The organism is Pseudoduganella sp. GW821-FHT11H04 (assembly GCF_058807935.1).
In genome coordinates, this window is sequence record NZ_JBXARE010000002.1 from 250603 (window position 1) to 267167 (window position 16565).

General features: G+C 61.7%; 17 protein-coding genes. 11 read left to right on the plus strand and 6 right to left on the minus strand.

Annotated features, from left to right (window positions below; genetic code table 11):
* Positions 1–2 precede the first annotated feature (2 nt).
* Complete coding sequence (xth, locus tag AC1RTP_RS04925; protein WP_498605237.1) at positions 3–782, plus strand: exodeoxyribonuclease III; 780 nt, start codon at positions 3–5, stop codon at positions 780–782.
* Positions 783–861: 79 nt separating this feature from the next.
* The gene (locus tag AC1RTP_RS04930) at positions 862–1278 is read left to right on the plus strand and encodes an ExbD/TolR family protein (protein WP_498605238.1); all 417 of its coding nucleotides are present in this window, start codon (positions 862–864) and stop codon (positions 1276–1278) included.
* Positions 1279–1412: 134 nt separating this feature from the next.
* Here the strand turns inward: AC1RTP_RS04930 and AC1RTP_RS04935 are convergent, their stop codons facing one another.
* The 4 genes from AC1RTP_RS04935 to bcaP form a co-directional block, all read right to left on the minus strand.
* Complete coding sequence (locus AC1RTP_RS04935; RefSeq protein ID WP_498605240.1) at positions 1413–2267, minus strand: DMT family transporter; 855 nt, start codon at positions 2265–2267, stop codon at positions 1413–1415.
* A 63-nt stretch (positions 2268–2330) separates the two neighbouring features.
* Positions 2331–2738, minus strand: coding sequence for a type 2 periplasmic-binding domain-containing protein (locus tag AC1RTP_RS04940; protein ID WP_498605241.1), 408 nt, complete (start codon positions 2736–2738; stop codon positions 2331–2333).
* A 10-nt stretch (positions 2739–2748) separates the two neighbouring features.
* Positions 2749–3951, minus strand: coding sequence for a hypothetical protein (locus AC1RTP_RS04945; protein ID WP_498605242.1), 1203 nt, complete (start codon positions 3949–3951; stop codon positions 2749–2751).
* A 130-nt stretch (positions 3952–4081) separates the two neighbouring features.
* Complete coding sequence (gene bcaP, locus AC1RTP_RS04950) at positions 4082–5479, minus strand: branched-chain amino acid transporter BcaP (protein WP_498605243.1); 1398 nt, start codon at positions 5477–5479, stop codon at positions 4082–4084.
* A gap of 138 nt (positions 5480–5617) precedes the next feature.
* Here bcaP and AC1RTP_RS04955 point away from each other — a divergent pair, with 138 nt between their 5' ends.
* The 8 genes from AC1RTP_RS04955 to AC1RTP_RS04990 all read left to right on the plus strand — a co-directional run bounded on the left by AC1RTP_RS04955 (position 5618) and on the right by AC1RTP_RS04990 (position 12789).
* The gene (locus tag AC1RTP_RS04955; protein ID WP_498605245.1) at positions 5618–6040 is read left to right on the plus strand and encodes a hypothetical protein; all 423 of its coding nucleotides are present in this window, start codon (positions 5618–5620) and stop codon (positions 6038–6040) included.
* Positions 6041–6412 carry a YfeK family protein gene (locus tag AC1RTP_RS04960; protein WP_498605247.1) on the plus strand — a complete coding sequence of 124 codons (372 nt, stop codon included), beginning with the start codon at positions 6041–6043 and terminating at the stop codon, positions 6410–6412.
* A gap of 43 nt (positions 6413–6455) precedes the next feature.
* A complete protein-coding gene (locus AC1RTP_RS04965; protein ID WP_498605249.1) occupies positions 6456–7100 on the plus strand; it encodes a dienelactone hydrolase family protein in 645 nt (214 codons plus the stop codon).
* Positions 7101–7163: 63 nt separating this feature from the next.
* Positions 7164–8087 carry a hypothetical protein gene (locus AC1RTP_RS04970; RefSeq protein ID WP_498605251.1) on the plus strand — a complete coding sequence of 308 codons (924 nt, stop codon included), beginning with the start codon at positions 7164–7166 and terminating at the stop codon, positions 8085–8087.
* 11 nt (positions 8088–8098) lie between these two features.
* Complete coding sequence (locus tag AC1RTP_RS04975; protein ID WP_498605252.1) at positions 8099–9772, plus strand: methyl-accepting chemotaxis protein; 1674 nt, start codon at positions 8099–8101, stop codon at positions 9770–9772.
* 100 nt (positions 9773–9872) lie between these two features.
* Positions 9873–10898 (plus strand): phospholipase, encoded by a 1026-nt coding sequence (locus AC1RTP_RS04980; protein WP_498605254.1) that lies wholly within the window; start codon positions 9873–9875, stop codon positions 10896–10898.
* Positions 10898–12226 (plus strand): peptidylprolyl isomerase, encoded by a 1329-nt coding sequence (locus AC1RTP_RS04985; RefSeq protein ID WP_498605255.1) that lies wholly within the window; start codon positions 10898–10900, stop codon positions 12224–12226. The genes AC1RTP_RS04980 and AC1RTP_RS04985 overlap by 1 nt, the downstream gene beginning before the upstream one ends.
* On the plus strand, positions 12223–12789 hold the full coding sequence (locus AC1RTP_RS04990) for a hypothetical protein (protein WP_498605257.1): 567 nt from the start codon (positions 12223–12225) through the stop codon (positions 12787–12789). Before AC1RTP_RS04985 ends, AC1RTP_RS04990 begins: the two co-directional genes overlap by 4 nt.
* A gap of 74 nt (positions 12790–12863) precedes the next feature.
* Here AC1RTP_RS04990 and AC1RTP_RS04995 read toward each other — a convergent pair whose 3' ends face one another.
* Together AC1RTP_RS04995 and AC1RTP_RS05000 are read right to left on the minus strand one after the other, a co-directional pair.
* Positions 12864–13694: a hypothetical protein gene (locus AC1RTP_RS04995; protein WP_498605258.1), complete on the minus strand. Its 831-nt coding sequence runs from the start codon at positions 13692–13694 to the stop codon at positions 12864–12866.
* Positions 13691–15037: an amino acid permease gene (locus tag AC1RTP_RS05000; RefSeq protein ID WP_498605259.1), complete on the minus strand. Its 1347-nt coding sequence runs from the start codon at positions 15035–15037 to the stop codon at positions 13691–13693. Before AC1RTP_RS05000 ends, AC1RTP_RS04995 begins: the two co-directional genes overlap by 4 nt.
* A gap of 148 nt (positions 15038–15185) precedes the next feature.
* Here AC1RTP_RS05000 and AC1RTP_RS05005 point away from each other — a divergent pair, with 148 nt between their 5' ends.
* Positions 15186–16550: an MBL fold metallo-hydrolase RNA specificity domain-containing protein gene (locus tag AC1RTP_RS05005; RefSeq protein WP_498605261.1), complete on the plus strand. Its 1365-nt coding sequence runs from the start codon at positions 15186–15188 to the stop codon at positions 16548–16550.
* Positions 16551–16565: the final 15 nt, after the last annotated feature.

Sequence of the window (16565 nt, forward strand, 5' to 3'; positions counted from 1 at the left end):
CCATGCGAGTTGCGACCTTCAATGTCAACGGAATTGGCGCCCGCCTGCCGGCGCTGCTGCAATGGTTGAATGAAACCCAGCCGGACGTGGCCTGCCTGCAGGAGCTCAAAGCCCCGCACGAAAAATTCCCCGAAGCGGCGATCAACGATGCAGGTTACGGCGCCGTGTGGCACGGCCAGAAAAGCTGGAACGGCGTCGCCATCCTCGCGCGCGGCACAACCCCGGTCGAATTGGGCCGCGCCTTGCCGGGCGATCCGGAAGATGTGCAAAGCCGCTATATCGAAGCGATGGTCGGCAAGCTGATGGTCGTTTGCCTCTACCTCCCCAACGGCAATCCCGCACCCGGCCCCAAGTTCGACTACAAGCTCAAATGGTTCGACCGGCTGATTGCGCGCGGCGAAGAGCTGGTGAAATCGAAGCATCCCGTGATCATCGCCGGCGACTACAACGTGATGCCGACCGAGCTCGATGTCTACAAGCCCGAACGCTGGCTGGACGACGCGCTGTTCCGCCCGGAGACGCGGGCCGCATTCGCGCGCCTGGCGGCGCAGGGCTGGACCGACGCCTTGCGCACCATGCATCCCGGCGAAAAGATTTACACCTTCTGGGATTACTTCCGCAATGCGTTTGGCCGCGACGCCGGACTGCGCATCGACCACTTGCTGCTTAATCCCGTGCTGGCCCCGCACCTGCGCGGCGCCGACGTGGACCGCATGGTGCGCGGCCGTGAAAAGCCCAGCGACCACGCGCCGACATGGGTTGAACTAGACGATCCCCTCTAATCTTTCGTTCGTTGCTATTTCTCCACGGTATATTGGCCTCACTCCAGAGTTTTTCGTTTGACTAACCAGAGGAGGCACCATGCGCCAAGCACGCAAAGTATTACGATCCCCAACCCACGCCGACGCAGAGCCGATGAACGAGCTCAACATGACGCCGCTGATCGACGTCATGCTGGTCCTGATCATCATGCTGATCGTCACCATTCCCAGGGCGAATCACTCGGTCGGCATGGATTTGCCGCGCGGGGGGCCGGCATCCGAAACGATTGCACAAAACCTGGAAGTGGATTTCGATGGCACGCTATGGTGGAACGGCGCCCAGCTCGCCAGCCGCACGGCGCTGGAAGAGAAACTGGCGGCATTAAAAGGCGATGACAGCGTTCATTTGCGCTCCAACGGACTGGCGCCGTACAAGGTGGTGGCAGGCGTGCTGTCCTCAGCTCAAAAGCTTGGCGTACGCAATATCGCCATGGTCGGCAACGAGCGCTTCCAATAGCAAAAAAATAGGGCGCCTCAGGGCGCCCTTGTGCTTTGGAGAAAGCGGAAACATGAGTGTAAGGAAAAATGTATTTAAAATCCATACAAATGTCTCAAAATGTAGAAATGTGTTGAGTTTTGGATACACGGTTGTCAAATTCGCCAGTTCAGGTTCACCCCAAGGCTGGCCAGCACGATCAGCGCAAAGCCGGCTAGTTGCCAGCCGCTGACCAAGTGGCCGTACACCGCGAAGTCCCAGCCGACGGCGGCCGCCGGATAGATAAAGGTCAGCACCGCGATGGCCGCCGTCTCCATGCGGGGCGTAGCGCCATAGATCATCACGTAAGCGATAGCGGTCGGCACCAGCCCCAGGGTGGCCAGCCAGCCCCACTGCGCCGCGCTCAATCCGCCCGCAGGAATTGAGCAGAACGCGCCCAGGAGTAATGCACCCGTCGTGCAGTGCACGAGCGCCGTCAAATGCGGTGGCGTACCGCGCATCGTCTTAGTGGTCAGGGTCACACCCGCATAGGCGAGCGCGCCGGTCAGCGTGCTTGCGATGCCGAGCAGGTAATTACGGTCCATCGGCTCATCGAAACGCACCCCGCAAGCCAGAGCCAGCCCGCCGAAGCCGAGTGCCACCCAGGCCAGCTTATTGGCCGCCAGCTTTTCGCGCAGGATCAGCGCCCCGAGCAGCAGCACCATGAACGGCTGCACATGGAACACGATTGTCGCGACTGCGATGCCGATGCGCCGGATCGCCTCAAAGAAGGTGACCCAGTTCACCACCATCAGCACGCCGCTGAAGACCGCCAGCCTGAACGCAAGGGGCGTCATATTTTCGCGCCTGAACATTCCCTTCCAGCCGCAATACAAAGCCAGCGCCGCCGCGCCGATGGCGCAGCGGAAGAACACGGTGGTAACAGGATCGAGACCCGCCTCCTGGACGTAGACGCCCAGGGTGCTCAACATGAGCATGGCGATGATGTAGGTGAAAACGGGTTGTCGCATCCACCGGATCATCGCATGAAAGTCGAAATTGAAAAAAGGGGACGTACCCCTTTTTTCACGGACTTACTGCACGGTGAGGATGACTTTGACGCTGTCGTCGACGGCGGATTTTTCGATGTAGCCGATGGCCTGGACGTCGGCGGCGACGGCCTTCTTCACCTCGGCGCTGGAGCCGTATTCTTTCGGCGCCGTGCCTTTGCCGGTGAACACCAGCTTCGACCACTGGGACTTGACCTGGCTGCTGTCCTTGCCCAGAACCTTGGTGCTGAACTCATTGCGCAGCGGGCCTTCGGTGTGTTCGATCGGCGTGAACAGGGTCGATTTGCCAAGGAAGAATTGGGCCGCCTGTTCGCTGAACATGCGCGACGCCGGATTTTTTGGATTGACGATCACCACGATTTCGGCCGCCAGTGCGGGAAGGGCGGCACACATCATCGCTGCAGCGAGCAGCGGCTTGATTCGCTTGTCCATGGCTGCCTCCTCAGAACACGAAGTCGAGAGCTACCGCATACACATTGACCGGGCCATTAAACGTCGGCTTTGGATTGACGAAGGCCCCGCTGCCATCCTTTGGTTTGATGCGGTCAACCTGCACCTTCAGCGCCAGGGATTTGTAGAAGTCCCAGCGCACGCCGATCGCATCTGCCGATTGCAGCGCGGCCTTGGCGGCGCCGTCGCGGCCATTGATGCCTGCGGTGATCGGCGCCAGCGGTCCGGTAGTGGGCAGGCCCGCTACGTTGCGCGGCGATTTCTGCGTGATGTTGCCGTGGTAGTAGTAGGGCAGGAATTTGCCGAAGCGGTAGCCGGCCATGGCGTACCACGAGTTGGTGTCCTGGACCAGCATGGTGTCCGTGCGGCGCTGGGCGTATTCGGCTTGCAGCACGATGTTCTTCCAATCCATGGTGCCGCCAACGGAGGTGAAGGTTCCCTTCACGTCTTCCAGAGGCATCATGTTAGCGACGGAGGACAAACTTACGGCGCGCAGCGTGGTCACCAATCCGGTAAGCCTTGGATTGTCTTTCAGCGTGAACTTGGCCTGGGCGCGGCCAAAGCGCAGTGTGAACGGTCCGTTTTCCGCCACCACGTGCAGCATCAGCATCTTGCGGAACTCGATGCTGCCGGTGGTCAGGTCGTTGTCGGCGCGGCCCGTGCCCAGTTGCACGCTGAGCGCGGTGTCGCCGAAGCTGTGCTGGTAAAGCAAGTCCACGCCGTCGAAGGAGTCGAGCGTGACCTGACGATAAACTTCAGCCGGTGGGCGCAGCATGGTGTTGGCGTAGCCCACGTTGCGGAAGTCCGAAATCATGTAGATTGGCGCGCCCATGCGGCCTACGCGCACATTCAGTTCATCGTTGACCTTGAATTTGGCGAAGGCCCATGCGGCCTGCGCGCGGTAATGGTCGATGGCGTCTTTGCGCGCCAGCCCCTGGCCCGTGAACGACAGCCAGTCATTGACCTTGATCGTGCCCTGGATGCCGAAATTGGAATCGACGCCCGTGCGCCAATCTTTCTTTACGCCGGAGACCTGGTTGGGCCGGGCGAATTCTGCATCATCGGTGTCGCTGCGGGTGAGGGCGGCAGTGCCAAAGCCGCTGATGGTGACGGTGGGGCCGCTCTCCTGGGCCCCGGCCTGGAGCGCCAGGCCTGCTGTTGAAAGTGCTGCGATTGCGCGACTGATTTTCTTCATCGTGCTAGCCCTCCCTGTTGTTGTTCGGGTGAGTGTCACAGATTGGGCGATTGAACGCCACATTTCGTCGTATGCGCGCAACAATAAAAAAAGCCCGCAGCTGCGGGCTTCCTTTGAAGAAGGGCGCGAATTACTTGGCTTTGCCCAGTTCCGAACGGTGGCGCGAGTAGGTGAAATACACGACCAGGCCGATCACCAGCCAGATGCCGAAGGCCATCCAGGTGACCAGGGACAGGAAGGCCATCAGCGACAGGCAGAACAGGATTGCCAGGCCAGGAACGACCGGCACGCCTGGGCAGCGGAAGGCGCGGTGCAGGTCCGGACGCTTCTTGCGCATGATGATCACAGCCAGCGACACCAGGCAGAATGCAGCCAGGGTACCCATGTTCACCAGTTCAGCCAGCACGTTCAGCGGCACCAGAGCGGCGATGAAGCCGAAGATCAGGCCCACCATCCAGGTAGCGAAGAACGGGGTGTGGTATTTCGGGTGAACCTGGGACAGCTTCTTAGGCAGCAGGCCGTCGCGGGACATCGCGAAGATAATACGGGTCTGGCCATAAGCCATCACCAGGATCACGGTGGTCATGCCCAGGATCGCGCCCAGGGATACCCAGCCGGCGAACCAGTTTTCACCAGCGTATTGCAGTGCCAGCGAAACCGGGTGGTCGATGCCCAGGAACTGCTTGTAAGGCACGATGCCGGTCATGATCGCAGCAACGATCACGTACAGGATGGTGCACACAGCCAGCGAGCCGATAATGCCGATTGGCAGGTCGCGCTCTGGACGCTTCACTTCTTCCGCAGCGGAGGTGACAGCGTCAAAACCGATAAAGGCAAAGAACACCAGTGCCGCTGCGCTCATCACGCCGGTGGCGCCGAATGGAGCGAAGGGCTGCCAGTTGGCAGGCTGCACGTGGCCCGCGCCAACGGCGATGAACAGGATCACCACGCCGATCTTGATCACGACCATGATGTTGTTCACGCGAGCCGATTCACGCACGCCCCAACCCAGCATGGCGGTCAGCAGGATCATGATCAGGAAGGCCGGCAGGTTGAAGAGGGTGGTCACGCCGGGAACGGCGCCCGGCGCCGCGGTCAGCGCGGCCGGCAGGTGAAGGCCGATACCGGCGATCAGCGATTGGAAGTAACCGGACCAGGCCACTGAAACGGCGGATGTGGCCAGGCCATATTCGAGCATCAGGTCCCAGCCGATCATCCAAGCCACCACTTCGCCCAGGGTGGCGTAGCTGTAGGTGTAGATGGAGCCGGCAACCGGAACGGTCGAGGCGAATTCGGCGTAGCACAGGGCGGCGAAACCGCAGGCCAGTGCTGCCACCACGAAGGAAATCGTCAGGGCCGGGCCGGCGGTCAACGCGCCAGTGCCAGTCAAGACGAAGATGCCGGTGCCGACGATGGCGCCAATACCCATCAGTACCAGGTCCATTGGACCCAACACTTTTTGCAGGCCGCCCGGGGTACGGGTAGCTGCTACCATGTCGTCCAGATTCTTAGTCCGAAAAATGCTCACTTGTCTCTCCAATATCTTCTCTTTTGGGATCGCCAAAAAAAGGCTGCCGCATATTAGCATACGGGTTTGACGGGGTATGTTGTAGGATTGTAAATTTACGTTGTTGACCGAAAAGTACTTGCCCCACAGATGAAATATATGATACTCGCCACGGCCTCTGCCGCAGCCGTTTTGGCCGCTTTGCCGGCCGCTGCCCAGCCTATGCCGCCGCAGCCGAATACCCCTGCTTACAAGGCCTGCATGGCGGAAGAGGGCGAGCTGCGCCCTGTGCGGCAAGCTTTGTCACGCCGTTTCCGGGAGCATGAGGCAGCACTGGCACGCACTTCGTCAGAACTTGCCGCCCACGAAGCCGCCTCCGGGCGGGTCGAACGTACTGACCCTGCGGCCGTCACCGCCTACAATGCGCGCCAGGATGAACTGAACGCCCAGGCCGCGAACCTGAACGTCGAAGGCGCCAGCCTGGAAAAGGAGCTGCACGCCTTTAATGCCCGCGTCGCCGCCGGCAATATCCGCTGCGGTAATATCCTGGCGCCTTACCACGTACGCAAGAAGGAAAAATAAATGCGCAAACTGTTTTCCGCCGCATTCGCGCTGAAGCTGGTCGTCGCCGGCGCCACCGCGCACGCGGCGCCGCTGCCCGCGCCGGCACGTGCCGAGGTCGCCGCCTTGCTGGCCCGCCTGCAGTCGTCCGGCTGCCAGTTCAACCGCAACGGCAGCTGGTACAGCGGCGCCGAAGCCAAGGACCATTTGCTGCGCAAGCTGGAATATCTTGAAAAGAAGGACATGGTCAAGAACGCCGAACAGTTCATCGACTTGGGCGCGGCGACCAGCAGCTCCAGCGGCAAACCCTATATGGTCAAGTGCGGCGCTGCCGCCCCGGTCGAAAGCAAGGCCTGGCTCACGAGCGAACTGAAAGCAATCCGCGCGCGCTGACTTATTCGCCTTATGTATAGTGGGGCAAGGAGGACGCCCCTTTATGCAGCATGAATTAGTCAGCATTGAAACGCCCGCCGGCGCCGTGGAAGGCGCGCTGGACCTGCCCAGCAGCGCGCGCGGCGTCGTTCTCTTCGCCCACGGCAGCGGCAGCAGCCGCTTCAGCCCCCGCAATAATTTTGTCGCAGGCGCCTTGCGCAATGCCGGCATCGGTACCTTGCTGATGGACCTTCTCACGCCGGCCGAAGATGAGATATACCGCACCCGTTTCAATATTGGCCTGCTTACCGAAAGGCTAGGCCTCGCCGCAGACTGGCTCGCCGCGTCGCCGGCCGCGCGTGGCCTGCCGCTTGGCCTGTTCGGCGCCAGCACCGGCGCTGCCGCAGCGCTGCAACTGGCCGCCCAACGTAAGAACACGGTCGCCACCGTGGTCTCACGCGGCGGACGTCCCGACCTGGCCGGCCAGGAAGCCCTGGCGCACGTGACGGCGCCGACGCTCTTCATCGTCGGCGGCCGCGACGAAGGCGTAATCGAACTGAATGAAGAGGCTTTCCTCCATCTGCATTGTAAAAAACGCATCGACGTCGTTGCCGGCGCCACGCACCTGTTCGAAGAGGCGGGTGCGCTGGAGGAGGTTGCGCATTTGGCAAGCGATTGGTTTACCCAGCATTTAAAGGCTGAATGGTGAGAATGCGTGCATTTTTAAGCCCCTTCTCATCGCTATAATTTTCCCCATCTTTTGGGAGAGTCTATGGCGCTGCATTTGAAGAAATCGATGGTGTGGAACTCTGCAATCAGCAGCGGTCTGTGCGTGGCTGCGGCCATCGGGATCGCGCGAATGACTGAAGTACCGGATCGATTGCTTTGGCTGGCCGTGCTGGCGGCAGGCGTTGCCCTGATCACTTTCCTGCGCAGCGCCGCCAGGATCCGCCGCAGCACGCTGGCGCCCTTGCTGCAGTTGGCCTCCTATATACGGATTGAACGCGACAGCCCCTTGGCGCGCAAACAGGTCGACTGGAGCGTGATCGACGATTACTCGGTGCAGCTGGAAGCACGCGGCTTCCGTCCACTGGGCGATTTCACCGCCTACCCGATGCCTGAATCGTTGATCGGCGTAGCTGCCATGTTCACCGATGCCGAGGGCAGCATCATGATCGAGATCCAGCAACTGAAATTGTTGCCGGTTGCGGGCCGCGAATGCATGCGCGATGGGATCTACTTCAGCATCATGTCCCTGGTGGGCGGCAATATCCGCGTCATCACCTGCAACCACAAGGCGCAAGCAGCCACCTACCTGGTGCGCGGCGAGCACGATGTGATGACCGCAGAACCGGGCAAAGGTTTGCTTGAGCTGCTGGCGCTGCACCGCGATTCGCTGGCGCGCCTGCAACAGCAGACAGGCAAGGCGCCGGCCGAAGGCTTGACGGTGGAGCGCTATGTGCTGTCCATCCGTGAAGCGCAAGCGCAGGCCGAGCGCCGCGTGAATGCCATGAGCGGCTACGCCATCGCCGGCGTTGTGGACCAGTTCGAGGCGGCCGGCGGTTCGCGCTGGGCGCCGACAGTGGCCGACCTGCAAGCCTTGCCACAGCGCGCGCTGCAAGAGCTGGACCGGGCTTTCGGCGCCTCCGGCCAGCCTCCTGTCTTCCATGAGTCGTTGGTGCAGCACGCCAGGTAAAGGAACCCATTATGAAAATCAGCAATCGACTGATCGTTACCCTGGCGATCGCCCTGGTCGGCCTGTTATTTGTCGGCGCCCAAGGCCTGTGGCAACTGCGCGATGCAGAGCAGCGCATGTCGCTGGTGCAGACTCGTTTGATCCCGAGCGTCTCCGCCATCAATGCCGCCAAGGCGGCGGTGAGCGACAGCCGCCTGGCCGGCTACCGCCTGTCCGTGTTCTCCAACCTGAGCGACAAGACAGCCTTGGATAAGGCTTACAACGACGCCCATACCAATTTCGACAAGGTGCTGGCCGACTACGCTGCGCATAACATCTTCGACGACACCGATCGCAAGATGCTGGAACAGGACAAGGCGGCCATGGAGACCTACCGCCAGGCGTTAGTGCCGTTTCTTAACGCGTCTCATGCCGGCGATATGGACGGCGTACGCGCCACGCTAGTCGCAGGCTCGCCGCTGGCGCTCGGCGCTGCCGGCGTGAAGAAAAGCCTGGACGACCACGTCGCATACAACCAAAAGCTGATCGAAAAGGTCAAAGCCGAGAGCGACGCCGACTACTCCAAGGCGCTGACCATCCTGGTGGCGGTCACCGTGGGCGTGCTGCTGGTGGTGGCTTATATGGGCTTCCAGTTATTCAGTGTGATCACTGGTGGCCTGGATAAGATGCAGGGCACGATGGAAGGCGTCAGCAGCTCGCTGGACCTGACGCACCAGGTGGACGTTGAGCGCATGGACGAAATCGGCCACGCCGGCGTGGCCTTCAACAAGCTGCTGGGTGAAATCGGCAGCGTGGTCGGTACCGCACGTTCGGCGGCGGATGCTGTCAGCACGGCATCGCGCCAGATCGCGGCCGGCACCAGCGACTTGAATAACCGCACCTCGGCGCAAGCAGCTGCGCTGGAAGAAACCGCATCCAGCATGGAAGAACTGACTTCCACCGTGGGCCAGAACTCCGATAACGCGCGCCAGGCCAACCAGCTCGCGCAGAACGCATCGCTGATTGCAGTACAGGGCGGTGAAGTGGTGAAGGAAGTGATCGACACCATGGATTCGATCAATGCTTCCTCGCGCAAGATCGTCGACATCATCAGCGTGATCGACGGCATCGCGTTCCAGACCAACATCCTGGCGCTGAACGCCGCCGTTGAAGCCGCGCGTGCCGGTGAACAGGGCCGCGGTTTTGCCGTGGTAGCAACCGAGGTGCGCAACCTGGCGCAGCGATCCGCCGCTGCGGCGAAAGAAATCAAGGTGCTGATCGACGACAGCGTGGTGAAGGTCGATTCCGGCACCAAGCTGGTGGTGCGGGCCGGCGACACCATGAGCGACGTGGTGGCCAGCGTGAAGCAGGTGTCCGACATCGTGGCCGAAATCAGCGCCGCCACCGCCGAACAGAATGCCGGCATCGCCCAGGTGCACCAGTCCATCACTTCGATGGACCAGGTCACGCAGCAGAATGCCGCACTGGTGGAAGAAACCGCCGCTGCATCGCAAGCCATGCAAGACCAGGCCGAGATCCTGGCGCGCGCAGTGAGCGCCTTCCGCATCGATGCCGGCCACTTCAAGGCCGCTCCGGCGCTGCGCAATGCCAGCCGCCCATCCACTTCGTCTTCGGTGGCCGTGCGCCCGGCGCGTCCGCGAAAAGTCGCGAATGCGGCAGCCTCGGAAGAATGGGAACAGTTTTAATTTGTTAAAATTTTTAGAGCACACACTTTAAGCGCGATTCATCTATTCGTCACAAATTGACGCTATCTTCTGGTTTCTTTTTCAACCAGGAGAGAACCAGATGAAACTGAGCACCATCGCTGCCAGCCTCGCGCTGGCAGCATCCGTTGTAAGCCTTCCCGCCCACGCATGGCAGCAGGAGACGCACCGCCGCATCGTGCTGGACGCCATCAATTACATGAAGGCCAATCCTGGTACCACCAACTACAGCAAGCTGCTTGCAGGTGTAACGCGCGCCGGCTACACCATGGACCAATTCGCAGCAGCGTTGGGCCAGGGTGCGTATGACGTCGACGATTTCGCCGACACCTATATTTGCGGCGCGACCACCGGCAATTGCCAGCTGGCTCCCGTATGGGGCGCAGGCGCCAGCATCGTCAAATACACATCGTACTGGCACTTCCAGAACCACACCTCCGGGGCCGACGTGCACGGCAACCCGTTCGGCGGCTACAACTACGCCAAGCTGACCGTAGCCGGCGACATCGACAACATGGCCGCAAGCTGGCTGTATGGCGACTACCTGGACGACGGCGCGGGCGGCCTGAAAGGCTGGTTCGGCGACAGCAGCAAATACAATGCATACGGCATCACCGAAGCGCATTACCGCCTGGGCGGCTACTCGACCAACACGATGTACGCCGACTTTGAAGCCGCACCATTCCAGCCGATCGACAACCTGGGCCAGTACTGGTTCTCGCAATTCCTTGCGCAGCCAACCGCACAATCGCTCGGCTTCGTGCTGCACACCACCGACCTGCTGCAGCCGCACCACACCTGGACCACCTCCGCGCATGACCATTCAGGCTGGGAGCAGTGGGTGTACGACTACTACGACAGCGAGCACCTGAACGACTCCGCGCTGGTGACTTCCGCGCTGGCGGACTTCACGCCAGTGGCGCCGACCGGCAATGACATCCGCCCACTGCTCACGCAAGGCGGCACGTACTCGTACGCAAATGGCGGCATAGTGCTGTCGTCTACCGCGTACGGAGACCGTGCAGTGGTGGCGAAAAAGATGATCCCGCACTCGATCGCCATGGTTGTCCACGTGCTGAACCGCGCCGCCGAGCGCCTGGCAAACTGATGGCAGCGCGCCGCATCCTACGCTTGGCCGCTCGCGCCGCCGCATCTGCCGCGCTGCTCGCGGCCATGGCTGCAGACGCGGCGCCCGCCGTATCGCCAGTCGCCGCCCGCATCGATGGCGAGCCGCTTTACGCCGCCACCGTTGACACGCTGTGGCAGCAGCGCCGCGCTACCAAGCCATCGCTCACACGACGCGCCGTGCTGGACGACCTGATCGACATTCGCCTCATGTCCGCGCGTGCCAACTCAGTTGCACCAAGAGCGCAGGCCGCCGCCATGACGGTAGCCTTCGCCCCGGACGTCCTGGTGGAGGAACGCCTGGTCGCCGCGCTCAACGAAGTGTACGGAAAAGATATCAAAGCAGCGGTCAAGGCGCTGCCCCGCGCCACGCTGGAAAGCCTGGTGGTTTCGCAAGCGCCGATGCCGAAGCCGCAGCTGGAGTCCATCTTCGGCCGCCCCGGCCCGCTGCTGCTGGAAATCGCCCTGACGGAAGACCAGCAAGCGCAAGCCGCCAAGCTCGAAGTCATGCGCTACCAGCTTCCCGGCGCCGAGCCGGCAAGCATCACCATGTACGACGTGTATCGCCGGCAGAACGTCCAGGGGCGCCTGGCGCTATCGCAGCAACCGGCCAGCATCGCCCTCCAGCAAGCACGCCATATCCTGGCCAACGCTTTCGTCCTGCATTGGGCCAGCCAGCGCTTCGGCGCCGAAGTCGTGGCCGATCTGCGCAAGGCCATTGCCGACGGCGAGTCAGTGGTGACGCTGCAGGCACAGTTTGGCGTAGGGCTCGACACCGACGCGGGCAGCCCGGTGCTGAACCGGCTGTCGCGCGAAACTGAGGCGTCTGAGATCGAACTGTATTACAAGCAGCACAAAGACCAGTTCACCCGCATCGAAAAAGTGCGCGCCCGCCACATCCGCCTTTTGGACGAAGCGCAGGCGCAGCGCGCGGTCAAAGCCCTGCAAGGCGGCGCCAGTTTCTCCGCCACGGCCCGCAGCATGTCGCGCGCCGCCGACGCAGCTCAAGGCGGCGACTTAGGCTGGATCGGCGCCGACGGCAACAAGGACTGGCTGGCCAGCCTGTCATTCAGCCAGGAACCCGGAACGCCATCAGCCCCAATCCGCGCCCCGGTCGGCCCGAATGAAAACGCCTATTGGGAAATCGTGCTGGTCGAAGAAAAGGTTCAAGGCGTGCACCCGCTGGATTCGGAGACTGTGCGCTACCAGGCCAGCCGCATGATTGCGCTGCGAAAGGCTATGATGCAGTTGGGTGAAATGATCGAACAAGCGCGCAAGTCGGCGCAAATTGAAATCGTGGAGGCGCAATGAAACCCGGACCGCGCATAGCAATTGCCATCGTCGCCGTGATCGCGGCCGCTATCGCGGGACAATGGTACTTCGCCATCACCCGCGAAGCTCCGCCAGAAGCGGGAGAACGGGCCACCCCGCCACCCGCGCCGGCTGCACCGTCAGCCGCACCAACGCCCGCGCCAGCAAGCGCCCCCGTCACAGCAACAAGTGAAGGCGATGGACTGCGCCGCGTCACCATCCCCCCAGTCGATACGCGCACGCCAGCCTGGATTTCGATGGCACAATCCCGCGAATCCGGCGACGACCGCGCACCGCCAATCCAGGGCAGCACCCAGGCAGAGCACCCCGACGCCAGCCTGCTAGCCGACCACGACGCCTACGCCGCATACCAGCAAGCCCAGAAACAGCGCCTGGCCGCAGCCTACGTCCAAGCCGCAGCCCCCGAGCTCTCCAATCTCCAGGCCGACCTAGAGCGCGGCCGCGAAGCCGGCATTCCACCCGAGCAACTCGCCCGAGTCGCCGAAAAAATCCGCCGCATCGAACAGCAACGCCAAGCCGCCGCAGCAACACTCTCTAAATAAAAGTCGGGGTCAGGTCGAGCTTCTTGAGGACCTTCGATTTGTCCATTTGCTCGACCTGACCCCGACTTTTAAAGTTATACCAGCAGGCTTGCGAGGGGCTGGATGACTGGGGCTGCGGTCCAGTAGGCGGTGTGGGAGAGGGGATTCCAGCTCTTCGTCATGAAGTCGAGGATGCCTTGGCCGGCGTTGATGGCGCGGTCTTCGACCAGCGTTTCGTAGCCGCCTTCCAGCGGTTGCAGCGGCCAGCCCAGCGCGTCGTCCGGGTCGTATAAATTGAGCCAGCTGAAGCCGGGATTGGGCTTGGTGATCGGTTTGACGTCCATGCGCTGGTGAGCGGCGACGAAGACTGGAATATTGCACCCGGTCGTGACGAACGTGCGCACCGTGCGGCATTGCAGGAAGCTGCGCTGCTCGGCGGTGAGGCTGTCGGCCATGCGGCCCGGTTTCCAGATGCCGGCTGCGACCGTGCCGCCGCCGGCGCGCTTTTGTGCGTCGTAAATGAAGCTGGACATGACTTGGCAGCCCAGCGAATGTGCGAGCAATACGATTGGCGTGCCGGGCCCGCGCTGTGCGTGGATCGCCAGCAGGGCGCGGGCGATTTCTTCTTGCGCGAGCTCGTATACGGAGCCGTCGTATTCCTTGCGGTTCTCGAGCCCGGCCGCGTCGGCAAAGCCGAACAGGATGAACTTGCGCAGCTGTTCGTAGCGCACCTTGGATCGTTCGCGCGTGCGGTTCCATACGTCCTGCTCATTGGGTTTGAGCAGGTGTTGGTAGTACACGCTGTGTACGTCGACGTTGACGAAGGTATCGCCCATCTGGTGTTGCAGCGCGCGCCGCATGTCGTCGGCATAGTCGAGCGGCTGCTCGCCCATGCCGTGGATCGTCAGTAAAGCTATTTTGCTCATGCCGTCGCCGTTGCTGGTTCGCCGCGGAAGCGGTAGCCGATGAACAGCACCAGCAGCCAGACCGGGATCAGGTAGACCGAAATACGCAGGCCTTCGGTCATGAACATGATCACCAGGATGCCGGCCAGGAAGGCAAGGCACAGGTAGTTCGTCAGCGGGTAGCCCCAGCTCTTGAATTCAGTTTCGTGGCCGTCCGCTTGCTTCTGGGCGCGGAAGCGCAGGTGGATCCAGCTGATCATGCCCCAATTGATTACCAGCGAGGACACGACAAGGCCCATCAGCAGTTCGAACACCTGGCCTGGCATGAAGTAGTTCAGTACTACGCAGATGCCGGTGGCGAGGGCGGAGGCGCCCAGCGCTGCCAGCGGTACACCGCGCTGGTTCACCTTCAGCAGCGATTTAGGTGCATTGCCTTGCTTGGCCAGGCCGTACAGCATGCGGCTGTTGGAGTACACGCCGCTGTTATAGACCGACAGGGCGGCAGTCAGCACCACGACGTTCAAGGCATTTGCGACCCAGTTGCTATTCAGGGCGTGGAAGATCATGACGAAAGGGCTTCCTCCAGTGGCGACTTTTTCCCATGGGTAGAGCGAGAGCAGAACGCCCAGTGCGCCGACATAGAAAATCAGGATACGGTAGATGGCCTGGTTGGTGGCTTTTGGGATGGTTTCCGACGGGTTGCTCGCTTCGGCGGCGGTAATGCCCACCAGTTCCAGTCCGCCGTAAGAGAACATGATGACGGCCATCGCCATCACCAGCCCCGATACGCCATTCGGGAAGAAGCCGCCGTGCTGCCACAGGTTGGCCACAGTGGCTTCCGGGCCGGCATTGCCGGAGGCGAGCAGGTAGCCGCCGTACAGGATCATGCCCACCACGGCCACCACTTTGATAATGGCGAACCAGAATTCCATCTCGCCGAAGGCACGCACATTGGCCAGGCTGATGGCGTTAATCACCAGGAAGAAGGCGAGGGCGCTGACCCAGGTCGGGATGCCGGGCCACCAGTACTGTACGTAGATGCCAACCGCCGTCAGTTCGGCCATGCTGACCAGGACGTACAGCACCCAGTAGTTCCAGCCTGACATGAAGCCGGCCAGGTGGCCGCAGTATTTGTCGGCAAAGAAGCTGAAGGAGCCTGCCACCGGCTCGTCGACCACCATTTCGCCGAGCTGGCGCATGATGAAGAAGGCGATGAAACCGGCGAGCGCATAACCAAGCAGCACGGACGGTCCGGCCATCTTGATGGTTTGCGCGATGCCCAGGAATAGGCCTGTGCCAATGGCGCCGCCCAGTGCAATCAGCTGGATATGGCGGCTTTGCAGGCCCCGTTTCAGTTCTGTCATGTATGGCGTCCCGGTGTGGATTTGGTTAAAGGCCCTGATTCTACATCCTCACACGGCAACAATGTCATTTTCGCACTGCCGGATTTTTCGAGGCTTCTCCTTGATCTGGATCAAACAAAATGTGCGAGGCCTTGGATATGCTGCAAATATGCTCACATTAAGATTCCTCGGCGCCACCGGCACCGTTACTGGCTCTAAATACCTGCTGCGCTTCGGCGATGAACAGGTACTGGTTGATTGCGGCTTGTTCCAGGGCTTCAAGCAGCTTCGCTTGCGGAACTGGGATGCTTTCCCAGTCCTGCCGGCGGCCATCCGCAGCGTGGTCCTGACCCACGCTCACCTCGACCACAGCGGCTTTTTACCGGTGTTGGTCAGTGCCGGCTTCCGCGGCAAGGTGTATTGCACTGAGGCCACGCGAGACTTGTGCGAGATCCTCTTGCCGGACAGCGGTCGTCTGCTTGAAGAGGAGGCACTGTATGCGAACCGCCACAACTTCTCTAAACATAAGCCGGCCTTGCCGCTGTATTCCGAAGCCGATGCCTTGCGCGCGCTGGAGCACCTGGAAGTGATCCCGGTCGGCCAGGAGTTCTCGCCGGCGCCGGGCATGACGGCCCGCTTCCAGCTGGCTGGCCATATCCTAGGCGCGGCATCGGTGGCGCTGCGCTGCAACGGCCGCAGCATCATGTTCTCCGGCGACGTGGGACGGCCCAACGATCCGATCATGCGGCCGCCAACTGTGCTGGGAAAATGCGATTACCTGGTGGTGGAGTCGACCTACGGCGACCGTCGCCACGACCCCGCCGACCCTAGCGGCCAACTGGCCGATATCGTCACCAAGACGGCGGCACGCGGTGGCGTGACCGTGATTCCTTCCTTTGCCGTGGGCAGGGCGCAGGAACTGCTGTATGAAATCTGGAAGCTGAAGCAGGCTGGCGCCATCCCTGCCGCGCTGCCGATCTATCTGAATAGCCCGATGGCGGTGGATGCGACCCGTCTGTACATCAAGCACTGCGCCCAGCACCGGCTTGACGACTCGGCGTGCGAGGCGCTTGGCCACGTGGCCCATATCGTCAACAGCGTGGAAGAGTCGATGGCGCTGAACCGGCGACAGACGCCGATGGTCATCATTGCGGCCAGCGGCATGGCGACTGGTGGCCGCGTGCTGCATCATCTGAAGGCTTTTGCGGGTGATGCGCGCAACACCATCCTGTTCGCTGGTTTCCAGGCGGCGGGTACGCGCGGCGCTCGCATGCTGGCGGGTGAAACGTCGGTCAAGATCCATGGGGAATATATCCCGGTGCGGGCGCGTGTGGCGATGATCGCCAACCTGTCGGCGCATGCCGATGCCGATGAAATCATGGGCTGGCTATCGCATTCTGCCGCTTCGCCGCGCCAGGTGTTCATCACTCACGGCGAGCCGGCGGCGGCCGACGCACTGCGCAGGCGCATTTCGGAACAGCTTGCATGGCCATGCCGAGTGCCGGACTATCTGGAAGAAGTGGTGCTGGAGTAGGGGGGGATGTCGTGG

Bases quoted from the DNA above. Each gene is read 5' to 3' on its own strand.
- xth (WP_498605237.1), top strand. From the start codon at position 3: ATGCGAGTTGCGACCTTCAATGTCAACGGAATTGGCGCCCGCCTGCCG.
- AC1RTP_RS04930 (WP_498605238.1), top strand. From the start codon at position 862: ATGCGCCAAGCACGCAAAGTATTACGATCCCCAACCCACGCCGACGCA.
- AC1RTP_RS04935 (WP_498605240.1), bottom strand. From the start codon at position 2,267: ATGCGACAACCCGTTTTCACCTACATCATCGCCATGCTCATGTTGAGC.
- AC1RTP_RS04940 (WP_498605241.1), bottom strand. From the start codon at position 2,738: ATGGACAAGCGAATCAAGCCGCTGCTCGCTGCAGCGATGATGTGTGCC.
- AC1RTP_RS04945 (WP_498605242.1), bottom strand. From the start codon at position 3,951: ATGAAGAAAATCAGTCGCGCAATCGCAGCACTTTCAACAGCAGGCCTG.
- AC1RTP_RS04955 (WP_498605245.1), top strand. From the start codon at position 5,618: ATGATACTCGCCACGGCCTCTGCCGCAGCCGTTTTGGCCGCTTTGCCG.
- AC1RTP_RS04960 (WP_498605247.1), top strand. From the start codon at position 6,041: ATGCGCAAACTGTTTTCCGCCGCATTCGCGCTGAAGCTGGTCGTCGCC.
- AC1RTP_RS04965 (WP_498605249.1), top strand. From the start codon at position 6,456: ATGCAGCATGAATTAGTCAGCATTGAAACGCCCGCCGGCGCCGTGGAA.
- AC1RTP_RS04970 (WP_498605251.1), top strand. From the start codon at position 7,164: ATGGCGCTGCATTTGAAGAAATCGATGGTGTGGAACTCTGCAATCAGC.
- AC1RTP_RS04975 (WP_498605252.1), top strand. From the start codon at position 8,099: ATGAAAATCAGCAATCGACTGATCGTTACCCTGGCGATCGCCCTGGTC.
- AC1RTP_RS04980 (WP_498605254.1), top strand. From the start codon at position 9,873: ATGAAACTGAGCACCATCGCTGCCAGCCTCGCGCTGGCAGCATCCGTT.
- AC1RTP_RS04985 (WP_498605255.1), top strand. From the start codon at position 10,898: ATGGCAGCGCGCCGCATCCTACGCTTGGCCGCTCGCGCCGCCGCATCT.
- AC1RTP_RS04990 (WP_498605257.1), top strand. From the start codon at position 12,223: ATGAAACCCGGACCGCGCATAGCAATTGCCATCGTCGCCGTGATCGCG.
- AC1RTP_RS04995 (WP_498605258.1), bottom strand. From the start codon at position 13,694: ATGAGCAAAATAGCTTTACTGACGATCCACGGCATGGGCGAGCAGCCG.
- AC1RTP_RS05000 (WP_498605259.1), bottom strand. From the start codon at position 15,037: ATGACAGAACTGAAACGGGGCCTGCAAAGCCGCCATATCCAGCTGATT.
- AC1RTP_RS05005 (WP_498605261.1), top strand. From the start codon at position 15,186: ATGCTCACATTAAGATTCCTCGGCGCCACCGGCACCGTTACTGGCTCT.